Origin of the sequence: Sediminicola arcticus (assembly GCF_040566695.1) — a bacterium.
Taxonomy (GTDB): Bacteria; Bacteroidota; Bacteroidia; order Flavobacteriales; family Flavobacteriaceae; genus Sediminicola; species Sediminicola arcticus.
On sequence record NZ_JBEXAE010000004.1, the window covers coordinates 293,566 to 306,890 of the forward strand.

At 37.6% G+C, this 13,325-nt stretch carries 13 protein-coding genes and 1 other RNA gene; 6 read left to right on the forward strand and 8 right to left on the reverse strand.

From position 1 onward, the window contains the following. Nucleotides 1-17 precede the first annotated feature (17 nt). Nucleotides 18-581 carry a DUF4126 domain-containing protein gene (locus ABXZ36_RS10515; protein WP_354615482.1) on the reverse strand — a complete coding sequence of 188 codons (564 nt, stop codon included), beginning with the start codon at nucleotides 579-581 and terminating at the stop codon, nucleotides 18-20. Nucleotides 582-614: 33 nt separating this feature from the next. Next, a complete protein-coding gene (locus tag ABXZ36_RS10520; protein WP_354615483.1) occupies nucleotides 615-2,048 on the reverse strand; it encodes an ATP-dependent DNA helicase in 1,434 nt (477 codons plus the stop codon). Nucleotides 2,049-2,151: 103 nt separating this feature from the next. Here ABXZ36_RS10520 and ABXZ36_RS10525 point away from each other — a divergent pair, with 103 nt between their 5' ends. From ABXZ36_RS10525 to ABXZ36_RS10540, 4 genes are read left to right on the forward strand one after another with little or no spacing between them, the layout of a single operon-like run. After that, the gene (locus ABXZ36_RS10525) at nucleotides 2,152-2,805 is read left to right on the forward strand and encodes a hypothetical protein (protein ID WP_354615484.1); all 654 of its coding nucleotides are present in this window, start codon (nucleotides 2,152-2,154) and stop codon (nucleotides 2,803-2,805) included. Next, entirely contained in the window at nucleotides 2,792-3,613 is an 822-nt protein-coding gene (locus tag ABXZ36_RS10530; protein ID WP_354615485.1) for a DUF3822 family protein, read from the forward strand. Before ABXZ36_RS10525 ends, ABXZ36_RS10530 begins: the two co-directional genes overlap by 14 nt. After that, entirely contained in the window at nucleotides 3,613-4,155 is a 543-nt protein-coding gene (locus ABXZ36_RS10535) for an RsmD family RNA methyltransferase (RefSeq protein WP_354615486.1), read from the forward strand. The genes ABXZ36_RS10530 and ABXZ36_RS10535 overlap by 1 nt, the downstream gene beginning before the upstream one ends. A 3-nt stretch (nucleotides 4,156-4,158) precedes the next feature. Beyond that, the gene (locus tag ABXZ36_RS10540) at nucleotides 4,159-5,103 is read left to right on the forward strand and encodes a threonine ammonia-lyase (protein WP_354615487.1); all 945 of its coding nucleotides are present in this window, start codon (nucleotides 4,159-4,161) and stop codon (nucleotides 5,101-5,103) included. Nucleotides 5,104-5,111: 8 nt separating this feature from the next. On the opposite strand, the gene rnpB is transcribed toward ABXZ36_RS10540, so the two are convergent. Beyond that, nucleotides 5,112-5,425, reverse strand: an RNA gene (gene rnpB / locus ABXZ36_RS10545) — RNase P RNA component class A. 132 nt (nucleotides 5,426-5,557) lie between these two features. Here rnpB and ABXZ36_RS10550 point away from each other — a divergent pair. Both ABXZ36_RS10550 and ABXZ36_RS10555 read left to right on the forward strand, forming a co-directional pair. Further along, entirely contained in the window at nucleotides 5,558-7,369 is a 1,812-nt protein-coding gene (locus ABXZ36_RS10550) for a DNA polymerase III subunit gamma/tau (protein WP_354615488.1), read from the forward strand. A gap of 109 nt (nucleotides 7,370-7,478) precedes the next feature. Next, the gene (locus ABXZ36_RS10555; RefSeq protein WP_354615489.1) at nucleotides 7,479-8,060 is read left to right on the forward strand and encodes a MiaE family protein; all 582 of its coding nucleotides are present in this window, start codon (nucleotides 7,479-7,481) and stop codon (nucleotides 8,058-8,060) included. A gap of 39 nt (nucleotides 8,061-8,099) precedes the next feature. On the opposite strand, the gene ABXZ36_RS10560 is transcribed toward ABXZ36_RS10555, so the two are convergent. From ABXZ36_RS10560 to ABXZ36_RS10580, 5 genes are all read right to left on the reverse strand, one after another. Continuing rightward, nucleotides 8,100-8,987, reverse strand: a complete 888-nt coding sequence (locus ABXZ36_RS10560) for a Ppx/GppA phosphatase family protein (RefSeq protein ID WP_354615490.1) — start codon at nucleotides 8,985-8,987, stop codon at nucleotides 8,100-8,102. Nucleotides 8,988-8,998: 11 nt separating this feature from the next. Then, on the reverse strand, nucleotides 8,999-11,083 hold the full coding sequence (ppk1, locus tag ABXZ36_RS10565) for a polyphosphate kinase 1 (RefSeq protein WP_354615491.1): 2,085 nt from the start codon (nucleotides 11,081-11,083) through the stop codon (nucleotides 8,999-9,001). Beyond that, entirely contained in the window at nucleotides 11,080-11,568 is a 489-nt protein-coding gene (locus ABXZ36_RS10570; RefSeq protein WP_354615493.1) for a SixA phosphatase family protein, read from the reverse strand. The genes ppk1 and ABXZ36_RS10570 overlap by 4 nt, the downstream gene beginning before the upstream one ends. 10 nt (nucleotides 11,569-11,578) lie before the next feature. Further along, nucleotides 11,579-12,226, reverse strand: a complete 648-nt coding sequence (gene pdxH, locus ABXZ36_RS10575) for a pyridoxamine 5'-phosphate oxidase (protein ID WP_354615494.1) — start codon at nucleotides 12,224-12,226, stop codon at nucleotides 11,579-11,581. Between the two features lie 183 nt (nucleotides 12,227-12,409). Next, the gene (locus tag ABXZ36_RS10580) at nucleotides 12,410-13,318 is read right to left on the reverse strand and encodes a ribonuclease Z (protein WP_354615495.1); all 909 of its coding nucleotides are present in this window, start codon (nucleotides 13,316-13,318) and stop codon (nucleotides 12,410-12,412) included. Nucleotides 13,319-13,325: the final 7 nt, after the last annotated feature.

Genomic DNA, 13,325 nt, shown 5'->3' on the forward strand with positions numbered 1-13,325 from the left:
TATACTTGAATTAAAAATTAGATTTTTGGCCTTAGCTTCCTATAAATATTAAAAATAAATCCCAAAATTACGATTACTAAAATAACCGCCGCTATAGGTACTAATAAGGACAAAATGGTAACCACTAAAGCAGTTCCTGTTTCCACAGCAGATATAATAGGGTTTGCCAACCCTCCCGTTGTTGCTGTGGAAGCCAATCTACTGGTAGCCGAAGCTCCTTTAATTGCTGTGGCAGTTCCTCCCCCGGCAATGATGGCCAAGATCCACGTAACCAATGGCTCCAAATCTGCTACGGTAGACACCATGACTACTGTTCCCGCAATTCCTGCTAATGGAATAGCAAAACTATCCAAAAGATTATCTACCCAAGGTATAAAATATGCAAAAATTTCTATGGTGGTGGCTACACCAAATACTGCCAATGCCGAAAGACTAGACAACCATTCCCAATTGCCATTAAGGTCCCAAGCACCAAAATAAGAAGCAAGGCTAAGTGCAAATAAAGGTAGAAAAACCCTAAAGCCTGCGGAAGCAGCAAGGCCAATTCCTAAAAATATGCTTATGATAGATTCTGTAGTCATTCCAGATATTCTAGCTTTAAAATTAGGCTATTCTCAATCAACAAAAAAATCGTTCTTAAATCCAATTAGGTACAATTGACGCTTTGCCCTAGTTACTGCCGTGTACAACCAACGGAGATATTCCTTATCAATTCCATTGGGGAGATAAGGTTGCTCTACAAATACGGTATCCCATTGCCCCCCTTGAGACTTATGACAGGTAATGGCATAAGAAAACTTGACTTGAAGGGCATTAAAAAACTTGTTGTTCTTTATCGCTAGGAACTTTTTATATTTTGAAGTTTCATGGGTATAATCCTTCATCACCTCCTGATATAATCTATTACCATCCTCGTAAGAAAGAGAAGGGGTTTCGGCCTGTATGGTATCTAAGAGCAAAACTGTTTCGAAGGGTTTTTGATTAGGGTAATCGACCATTTTGACCCTTACTTCTGCAAACTTGAAAGAATAAAGTTCTTTAATGTCGAAAATTTCCAAGACTTCAATAATATCTCCATTTGCTATAAAGCCAGCTTCAGTTTGGGGTTCCAACCAAAAGTAATTGTTCTTCACCACCATCATAAAATCGCCCACTGCAATTTCATTTTCAAGATAAAGAATCCTATTCCTGATGTTCTCATTGTAGAGATTGGCCCTTTTGTTGGACCGGACAATAATCGCTGTTTCCTCTTTTCCATTTTGTGAGTAGGAACTGTCTATTGCCTCTTGTATCTCATTACCATCTACAAGCCTAACTATATCCTTATAAGGAGTGACATCAAATTTAAAATCATCAAAATATTCGCTTTGTAACTGTTCCCTTAGATTGGTTGCATTCACCAGTATTCCAGAATCTACAGCCTGCCTTACCACTTCATCCATCTCAAACATTATTACCTCCTTATTATAATTTAAGGCTACTTGATTTTCATCCAACGCAGGGCTTAAATTTAAGTGTACTGGGGGTAATTGGGCTGTATCTCCAATTAAAATTAATTTACAATTATGACCAGAGTAGACATACATTATTAGATCGTCTAACAAGGATCCGTTTTCGAACAGCTTAGAATCCGCAGCCGTATCCGGAATCATGGATGCCTCATCTACAATAAAGATGGTATTGCGGTGTTTGTTCGGAGAAAGCACAAATTGAACTCCGCCCCCACTTTGTTTTTTAGGAAAATAGATCTTTCTATGTATGGTGTAGGATTGCGTGTTGGAATAATTGGACATAACTTTGGCTGCCCTACCTGTTGGAGCCATAAGAACAGCTTTCATATTGGTCTGCCATAAATTGGTAACCAGTGCTCCTATCATAGTGGTTTTTCCTGTTCCTGCAAATCCCTTAAGCATAAATACCACCTCTTTTTCCTTGGATAAAACAAAATCTGCTAGTTTTTCAAGCACAACGTTTTGCTTTAAGGTTGGATCGTAAGGGAATTTTTCACGTAAAATAGTGGTGAAAGATGAGGCTGTGATTGCGTTCATATGGCTTCAAAGATAATCAGGATTTTTAAGGGCAAATACTTTTGTGATTAAAAAAAAATTGTAGATTTGTGATAACCACTAAAATTAAATTAACACTTAGAAAATGAAGAGCATAATACAAATTTTACTTTGGATATCATGTATCGGTTTAGGATTTTTAATTTATAAGTCCGTAAATGGTCCCATAGAATTCAAAAAAGTAAAAGAGCAACGTTTTTCAAAAGTAATTTCGGTTTTAAAGGATATTAGAAATTCCCAAGAAGCTTATAAATCTGCTAATGGAAAGTACGCTAATGATTTTAACTCCCTTATAAGTTTTGTTGATACTGGGAAATACACCATAACCCAGCAAAGGGACTCCTCTTATATGGAGTTTAACAAAACCTATGGCATTGACATGCTACAAGAAGTAAAAATTGTCGATACCCTTGGGTTTGTATCTGTAAAGGACTCCTTATTCAAAAAAGATACCCGATTCAAAACAATGATGAATGTTCCTTACGCAACAAAAGGTGAAAAGTTTGAAATGAAAGCAGACATCATTGAGAAAAGCGGATACAAGGCTCCGGTTTTTGAAGCCAAAGTAAAGAAAGACGTTGTTTTGGGTGACCAACCAAAAGAACTTTTGGCTAGGGAAAATGTACATAACAGTGTTGAGGAAGTAAACGGCAGTGAAATAATAGTTGGTTCCTTAACTGATGTAAGTACCAATGGTAACTGGCCTCCGATTTATGACAGAAAAAATGACATTAGATAATTTAGAGCAATCTAAATCTGATTACCATAAGTTGTCCATTCAAATTAGTTTGAATGGACTTTCTTTTTGTGTTCTTGACACTGTGGACAACCACATACTAGCCTCAGAAAATGTTGTGTTTGAGAAGGAAGTAAATCCTTTAGAACTTTTAAAAAAAGTAAAGGAGATTTTTGAGAAGTACCGGGTTGCGAAGGTTTCTTTCTCTGAGGTAATTGCAATCCACAAAAACCAACTTTTTAGTTTAGTTCCCAAAGCCCTATTTGATGAAGGTGAATTGGCAAATTACCTTAAATTCAATGCCAAAATCCTAACCAACGATGTCATTGTTTACGATGAGTTGGAGCGCAATGACCTTATGAATGTTTATGTACCCTTCATGAATGTTAATAATTACATTTATGAACTTTTTGGGGAGTTCGAATTTAAACATAGTAGTACAGTCATGGTAGAATCACTACTAAACACTCCACAACTGGGCAATGATGCTATCAGTTATGTACATGTTGGCGAAAAGCAATTGGATATCACCGTTATCTCCAATAAAAAATTACTATTACACAACAGTTTCAAATACAATACAAAGGAAGACTTCATTTATTACCTTCTATTTACCCTTGAAGAACTAAAATTAGATACCAGTACCGTTAAATTAAAGCTCTTTGGAGCCATAGATGAGGATGATGACATCTATGGTATTTCATATGACTACATAAAAAATATCTCTATTTTTGTCCCTTCCAACATTGCCCATATCACGGGAAATGACAAGGATGACGCCATAGATTTTACAGTACTAAATACTCTTTAATGCGAATTATATCAGGTACCAATAAAGGAAAAAGAATCGTTGCCCCTAAAAAGCTTCCCGTAAGACCTACTACGGATATGGCTAAAGAGGCCTTATTCAACATCCTGAACAATCAATATTATTTTAACGAAATAAGCGTTTTAGATCTTTTTTCGGGTACTGGAAATATAAGTTTTGAATTTGCATCCAGAGGAACGGAAAAAATAGTCAGCGTAGATGCCGACTATGGTTGCATAAAATTCATAAATCACATCTCAAAGGAACTAGACTTCAATATTTCTATTATAAAGAGTGATGCGTTTAGTTACTTAGAAAAAGCCAGCGTTAAATCTAACATTATTTTTGCCGACCCGCCTTACGATATGTCCTTAGAAGATTTCTCTAAAATACCCAATTTAGTTTTTAAGAACGATCTTCTTTTGGAAAATGGTGTTCTAATCATTGAGCATTCCAAATACACCGATCTATCCCAATTAGAACATTTTTCTAACCAAAGAAGGTATGGGGTAAGCGTTTTTAGTTTTTTTGAAAAATCTTCTTAAAGTATGACACGCATAACTAGGAATCTCCTCCTCGATTGTAAAGCCATTGTACAAGAATATATTCACCGTACACCAGTTTTGACCTCCACCCTACTAAATGAGCATTCCAAGGTTGACCTATACTTTAAATGTGAAAATTTTCAACGTTCAGGATCCTTTAAAATGAGAGGGGCTGTCCACGCCATAAGTACGCTTACAGATGAACAGAAAGCTAAAGGCGTTGTTACTCATTCTTCTGGCAACTTTGCCCAAGCCCTTTCCTTGGCGGCTAGATCAATTGGTGTTAAAGCATATATTATTATGCCCAACAATGCTCCTCAGGTAAAGAAAAATGCAGTTCGTAGTTATGGAGGCGAAGTTATTGAATGTGAACCAAATTTGCCATCAAGGGAAAAAGCAGCGCAAGAGATTGTCTTAAAATACGGTGCTACATTCTTGCATCCTTCCAACAATTTCAATGTAATTCTAGGACAAGGCACGGCAACGATGGAACTCTTGGAAGATCATCCAGATCTAGATTATATCATGACTCCAGTAGGAGGCGGTGGACTTATTGCAGGAACAGCTTTGGCAGCCCATTTTTTTGGACGTCATTGCAATACTATTGGAGGTGAACCTTTTAATGTTGACGATGCCTACCAATCTTTAAAAACCGGCAAAATAGTTCGTAATGAATCTACCGATACCATTGCTGATGGACTTAGAACAGAACTAGGGGATATAAACTTTCCTATCATTATGGATTATGTGGAAATGATCATTAGAGTAGAGGAAAAAGAAATCATTGAAGCTATGCACCTCATTTGGGAACGAATGAAAATTATTATTGAACCTTCTTGTGCTGTTCCGTTTGCAGCGCTCTTAAGAGAAAAAGACTTCTTTAAAGGTAAAAAGGTGGGTATTATTTTATCTGGAGGGAATGTAGACCTAGGCAAACTACCCTTTTAATAAAACAAAAAAAAAGCAGGTCATAAGCCGGATTCTGTTCATCCTGAATCATCAGGAACCCCCTATCATTTATCTAGGCCTTTGGTTACCCAAAAGCTCGAACCGCCTACCCTTCAGCTCGGGCGTGCAGCCCTCAAGCACTGATTTACATGACGTTGCACCGCATAGAGTTTACCTGGTTTCACTACAGCATTACCTGTACATACTTTCTGTTGCACTTGTCCTCACCTCTCGGCGGACGGGCGTTACCCGCTATACTGCACTATGGTGTCCGGACTTTCCTCCCCCAATTTTCATTGGGAGCGATAGAGCGACCTGCTAGGTGCAAAGATACTTCAATTGTTGATAAAAAAGTGGTTAATCTATTTCAAACTAGCCACTTTGTGCAATGCTATTTTTATATTTGTAACTCGTAGTATCTGGTACATTCCAGACTGCGCTAAAGATCATATTCGTGGAACCATTTGTAGTATCTGCCAGAAAATATAGACCCCAAACATTTAAAGATGTTGTTGGGCAACAGACTATTACAAACACCCTGCTCAATGCCATAGAAAACAACCATTTGGCACAGGCCCTGCTATTTTGCGGTCCAAGAGGTGTGGGAAAGACTACTTGTGCCAGAATTTTAGCAAAAAAAATAAACGAAGACGGTACCGAACATACCGATGAAGATTTTGCATTCAATATTTTTGAGCTTGATGCAGCCTCTAACAATTCAGTAGATGATATAAGAAACCTTACCGACCAGGTTAGGATTCCACCCCAAACGGGAAAGTACAAGGTGTATATCATAGATGAGGTACATATGTTATCTCAGGCAGCATTCAATGCATTCCTGAAAACTTTGGAGGAGCCACCCAAACATGCCATCTTTATTTTAGCAACTACCGAAAAGCATAAGATTATACCTACTATTTTATCCCGTTGCCAAATTTTTGATTTTAAACGGATTACCGTTAAGGACGCCGCTGAATATCTTAAATATATTGCGGAAAATCAGGAAATAGAAGCTGAGGATGATGCATTGCATATCATAGCTCAAAAGGCAGATGGGGCTATGCGTGATGCCCTTTCCATATTTGATAGGGTAGTTAGTTTTTCAGGGAAAAAATTGACTAGAAAGGCGGTTACCGAAAATTTGAATGTCCTGGATTACGATACCTATTTTTCTGCCACTGACCTGATCCTGGCGCATAATATTCCAGCATTGTTGATTTTGTTCAATGAAACATTGTCCCAAGGCTTCGACGGACACCATTTTATATCAGGCCTGGCTTCCCATTTTAGGGATCTGATGGTATGCCAGCATCAAGATACCATTACACTATTAGAGGTAGGGGACGAAGCTAAAAAAAACTATTTGGAGCAATCTAAAAAGGTGACCAATCCCTTTTTAATGCAGGGCATTGACCTTGCAAATGATTGTGACCTCAAATATAAGTCCAGTAAGAACCAACGGCTTCTTGTAGAATTGACCCTTATGAAACTGGCCTCCATCGACTTCGATGGCCAAAAAAAAAAATCTGAACGTTTAGGAATCAATGACTATTTGATACCTGCGTCTTTTTTTAAAGGTCGTGAAAATGTAAGTCCGACTCCGAAAAAGGAAGAAACGACCGAGACAATCCATACCGAACCATCACCCAAGACAACAGACAGAGCTACTGTGTCAGAGCCAATGGTTATACCTGAAGAATTAGCATCAGAAGTTCTAGTAGCAGAACCACCCATCCCAATCAATGGCCCTTCTAACCATGAACCTGATGAAAGTGTACAAAAACCAGCAATAAATATTCCATCAAAACGTGTATCAGGCCTCTCCATATCTAGTCTAAAAGCCAAAAAAGAACATGAGCTGAATAGAAAGGATGAAACTATTGATGAAAGCCAATTACCTAAAGATGCATTTACAGAAGAGCAGATGAAGGCACATTGGGCAGATTTCGTGGAAATACTAGATAAGGACGGTAGAAAAATTTTGGCTTCCAACCTGAATACTGACATTCCAAAGCTTAAAAATCCAACTACCATGTGGATAGAACTTCCCAATGACACCATGAAAAAAGAGGTGGAAAGGGAACAGTATGATCTTATGGAATACCTAAGGCAAAAATTGAACAACTATTTCATCAGCCTAACCATAACCGTCAATGAGGAAACAGCAAAAAAATTTGCCTTTACTCCCTTAGAGAAATACGAAAAGTTAAGAGAAAAGAATCCGGCAATTGATATTTTGAGAAAAGAGTTTGATCTTGATTTTTAAGATCCCTGCTACCACTTAAAACGATTTTTACATATCCAGATCCCAAATAACCAGTCTTGATTTTCATGACTCTATAAAATCTTGTACTTTTGGCAAATAATTCAATCATATGCTAGGCCTTAAACTACCCACAGACCCTCGTTGGGTGAATATTGTAGAAAAAAATATTGATGAAATCTTGACCGATCATGCCTACTGTGAGCAAAAAGCAGCAGCAACGGCAATTTCGTTGATCGTAGGTTTTCCAGAATATACAGACCTTGTTCAGGAAATGGTAGCTCTTACTAGGGAAGAGATGGGGCATTTTAAAATGGTCCATGACCGCATCATAGCAAGAGGACAAGTATTGGGTAGAGATAGGAAAGATGAATACGTATTGGAACTATTAAAGTTTTTCCCTAAGGGCGGTAGCCGCACCACACAACTAGTTCATAGATTATTGTATGCGGCTTTGATAGAGGCAAGGAGTTGTGAGCGTTTTAGATTGCTTTCTGAGCAGTTGAAGGACAAGGAATTAGCAGAATTTTATCATAAGTTGATGGTAAGTGAAGCTGGGCATTATACCATGTTTTTAACCTTTGCTCGTCAATATGGCGACCGTGAAGAGGTTGACCAAAAATGGCAAGATTTATTGATGTATGAAGCTCAGCTAATGAACAATCTAGGGACCAAGGAATCTATACACGGCTAAAAAATACCAGCAAAAAGACAATATATCAATTTGATTCCCTTATTGCTCGGAATAGTATATCGTCTTGATTATACCATCTGACAATCCTATTTTAGGCACATATATTTTCTTGGCTCCACACCATTTGGCAGCTGATAAATAAATACGGGAGGCTGGAATAATAACGTCTGCCCTATCAGGATTCAACCCTAGTTCGGATACCCTATTATCATAACTCATACTTTCCAAAAAGTGGTATTGAGCATTGAGCCAGATATACGATAAAGGCTCCCCTTCTTTTCTGCCCGACATTTTATGGAGTTTATTGATGTTTCCCCCAGAACCAATGATGGTCATATTACTAAGTCCTATAATGTTCTCCTTAATCCAAAGTTCTATTTTTTTCCAAATACCCTCTCCCACTAAATTGTTAAGAATTCGAACTGTACCAATTTTAAAGGATTTTGAAATTTTTATTTTCCCGTCTGTAAAAAGTGTAAATTCTGTACTCCCTCCACCAACGTCAATATATAGGTACGATCTGTCATTTTGAATAAGTTGCTTCAAGTCTGTGGAAGCAATGATAGCGGCTTCCTTCTTTCCATCTATCACTTCTATTTTAACCCCAGAATCTCGATAAATCCGTTCCACAATCTCATATCCATTATTGGCCTCCCTAATGGCAGAAGTAGCGCAGGCCATATATTTCTCTACCCCATTTACATCCATAATCAGTTTAAACGCTTTCATGGTATTTAGAATACGCTCTTCATTATACTCTGATATTTCACCAACAGTAAAGGACTCTTCTCCTAAACGTACAGGCACCCTAATCAATGAGCTCTTTCTAAATTGGGTCTTTTTACCCTTTTCCTCTATAACGTTTTGAATCAACAAACGAATCGCATTAGATCCTATATCAATAGCTGCAAACTTTCTTATTTTCAAAATACCTTGGGTTAAGCGTTCAATTTTTGGAGGTAGTAGTCATAAATTGCAAATTGAGAACGCACCTTGACTTTGTTATTTTTCCGATATGCATTTTCTTGATTGGCGCAAAAAATTCTTGCCTTTACATTATCGTTCCAAGAGATCTCAAAAGTTTCCAATAGCTCCTTTTTTAAATCGGTGTCATAAATTGGACAACCAACTTCTACTCTATAATCTAAGTTTCTGGTCATCCAATCTGCCGAGGATATATATACTTTGGGATCACCATTATTTGAAAAAATGAATACTCTTGGATGTTCTAAGAATTTATCGACTACACTAATAGCTTCAATATTTTCACTCAACCCTTTTACCCCAGGTACCAAGCAACAGATTCCCCTAATAATTAATTGAATCTTTACCCCTGCCTTACTGGCCTCATATAGTTTATCTACCATCTTATAAGAGGTGAAACTATTCATTTTAATCTTAATATATGCTTCTTTTCCCGCCTTTGCATTTTCTATTTCTTTGTCGATCAGTTTCTTGAAAACGTTTTTAGTATAATGAGGCGAAACAATAAGATGCTTGTATTTATTGATCTTATACGTGGTTTCGAAAAAATCAAAAACCATATTCAACTCTTTAAGAATGGAATCGTTAGCGGTAAACAAGGTGTAATCTGTATAGATCCTAGCTGTAGCCTCATTAAAATTACCTGTACTAATGAAGCCGTAACGTTTATTGATGCCATCTTCTTCTCGTTCTATAAGACATATTTTACTGTGGACCTTTAATCCTGGGACCCCAAATATCAGCTTAACTCCTTCTGCCTGCAACTGTTCTGCATACTGAATATTGGCCTGCTCATCAAACCTTGCTTGAAGCTCTATTTGAACAGTAACTTGTTTGCCATTTTTTACTGCGTTGATCAACGAAGCGGTCACTTGTGAATTGTCCGCTAAGCGGTACACCGTAATCTTAATACTTTTGACTTTGGGGTCCAGAGCTGCCTCCCGTAAAAATCTTATGACATAAGAAAAAGTATGGTATGGGGTGTATTGTAAATAGTCCTTTTGAGCGATCTGATTAAACAAACTACCCTCCATTGCAAAATCCTTTACAGGCAATGGTTTGATTTTCTCGTACATTAAGTCTTCCCTACCCAAGCTTGGAAAACCCATATAGTCCCTTCGGTTGTGATAACGCCCCCCAGGAATTACACTATCGGTATCCTCAACGTTCATTTTGTCCTTTAAGAATTTCAGAGTATCCCTACCTATATTTTTATCATAGACGAAGCGGACGGGATCACTGATTTTACGGTGTTCCACACTGGAGGAAATTTTTTCAATAAAACTCTTACTAAGATCGTTGTCAATATCCAATTCGGCATCACGGGTTATCTTGATCATATGTGCCGTTATGGACTCATAATTGAACATGTTAAAGATATTACCCAAAGAGTATCGAATCAAATCATCTATCATAATGATATAACTTTCATCCCCTTCACTTGGAATAACTACAAAGCGATCTATACCTTTTGGAATTTCTATAAGGGCATAGCGCTTTTCCATTTTACCATCTTCCGTTGGGTGTTTTTTATCTTTTTTCAAGATTATCTTTACAGCTAGGTAAGCCGCTGTATCTTTTAGTGTAGGGAATTCTGCAAGATCATTAAGAATAATGGTCATTAAAACCGGACTCACCTTTTGTGCAAAGTAACTCTTGACGAATTCTGCCTGGCTAGCCTTTATTTCGCTTTCATTGATCAAAAAGATATTCTTAGTCTCCAATTCCTTTTCTATGTCGCCCAAGATCTTCAGACTTTTAGTCTGCTGCCTAATTACGATTTCTGTGATCTCTTCCAACAGGTCTTTTGCTATCTCACCTCCTAAGACACTCTTGCCAGTTCTTCCTGCCTCTACTATCCTTTTTACTGTGGCGTACCTAACCTTAAAAAATTCGTCTAAGTTATTGGAGAAAATCCCAACAAATCTGAGTCGCTCTATCAAGGGTACATTCTTATCGGCACTTTCTTGTAACACACGTTCGTTGAATTGCAACCAGCTTATTTCGCGGTTAATATATTGGTATTTTGATTTGATCATTTTTTGAGTTGTTTTGGGAATATAGTCCGTTCGGTATTTCCCTTTTTAATGCTTTCCCAGCGATCTTCTATAAAATTTATTTGTACCATGCCTGTTGTGGGCACATTGTCAATAGCCATACTACCAAGGCTGTTAGCTACATGAGTAAAAGCATAATTGTGCCCAAAAATAAGAACGGTCTTAAATTGGTTATCTAGATTTCTTACAAAACGCAACACATCTTCTCCTGAAAAATCATACAATTCCTTAGTAATCTGTAGTTTACGCAAAGGAAAATCTAGTTTGCGTAAAACAATCATACAGGTATGCAAAGCTCTATTAGCCGGACTAGAAAAAGCGGCATCAATTTTAACATCTTTCGATTTTAGTTCGGAACCTACTAAATGGCCGTCATTAATTCCCCGCTCCTGTAATGGCCTATCTTGATCAGCAACTTGATAGTCCCAAGATGATTTTCCATGACGCACTAAGATCAATGTTTTCATTTCTTTGATTTTAAGGTGCTAAACGCTCTATTTTCCAATTGTAATCTTCTTGCATGGTGTATCTTACCCTGTCATGTAATCTATTGGGTCTTCCTTGCCAAAATTCTATGGACACTGGTTTTACCATATACCCCCCCCAGAAATCAGGTCTTGTAATCTCTTTGCCTTGAAATTCCTTTTCCAAAGCTTTCAATTTTTCCTCTAATACTTTTCTTGAGGGGATCACACTACTTTGATCAGAAACAATTGCCCCAAGTTTACTGCCTTCTGGCCTTGATTCGAAATAGCCATCGGAAAGGTTTTCCGCCAATTTCTCGGCCTTGCCCTTAATGATGATCTGTCTTTCCATATTTGGCCAAAAAAAGGAGAGGCAAACGTTCGGATTATCGGCTATTGCCCTTCCCTTCTCACTGGTGTAATTTGTATAGAAAATAAATCCTTCATGGGTATACTTTTTAAGAAGCACTACCCTACTTTTTGGAAAACCGTCCACACCAATGGTTGATATGGTCATAGCATTAGGTTCATCAACTCCCTCCGAAGCTTCTACCTCATAAAACCACTTTTGAAATAATTCTATTGGATTGTCCGAAATAGTATCCTCCTCCAAGGCACTTTTTTCATAGCTCTTTCTATAATTGCCTAAATCTTTTTGCATTTAATCTTCGATTAACTCGTGACTAGCCACGCGGTAACAAAAATGGGGAAAAGAACGCAAATCACGAAAAGTCTAAACGCTTTTTATCAAATTTTTGGCTATGTAAAGGAAAAAGGTCCTTGTTGAACTTTTTAGTCCATTAAACTATAAATTTCAAAGAAAGATCAAGTACCTCAAAAATGGTTAGCTAAAGTCAAATGATTTACCGTCATCTGCTAATTCAACACGTTCAAAAACCTCCATTGCCTCTTCCTTAAAAAGCTCAATGGACGCATATCGGGTGGAGTAATGGCCTAAAATTAGAAGACCTACGTTAGCTGCCTTAGCTATATTTGCCGCTTCTTTAGCGGTAGCATGTTTGGTTTTTGGGGCCATAAGCTGTTCTGATTCCAAAAATGTAGATTCATGATACAACACATCAACTTCATTGATTTGCGGCACTATAGAAGGCTTATATGCGGTATCACTGCAGAAGGCGTAGCTTTTGGGTCTTGGTGGGTCTAGGGTGAGTTTATGATTAGGCACAATAACACCAGTATCCAAAACAATATCCTTACCACTCTTAATATTCTGATAGTAACACGTATCTATTTGATGCTTCTTTACCTCCTCAATATTTAGTTTTCGTTCTGCAGGTTTTTCCCGAAAAAGAAAACCATTCGTATACACCCTATGGTCCAATGGAATTGTATTCACAGTTACTTTCTCATCTTCAAAAACTAGATCGGACTCCTTGGACGTAAGTTCATGAAATATCAATAGGTAATTTGTCCATGAATCACCAAGTTTTAAGAGTAAGGTCACGGCCTCTTTTATTCCCTTTGGACCATAAATATGCAAATCCGTCTTACGACCTAATAATCGGAATGTAGAAATTAAGCCTGGAAGACCAAAAAAATGATCTCCGTGTAAATGGGAGATAAAGATATGCTGGATACGAGAAAATTTTATTTTATGTTTTCTTAGCTGTACCTGAGTACCCTCTCCGCAATCAATTAAAAATAAATGGTTTTTAATTTCAAGGACTTGTGCGGTTGGATTGGTAAAAGTTCTGGGTGTAGCAGCATAACAACCTAAGATGTGTAATTTCATGTAATTT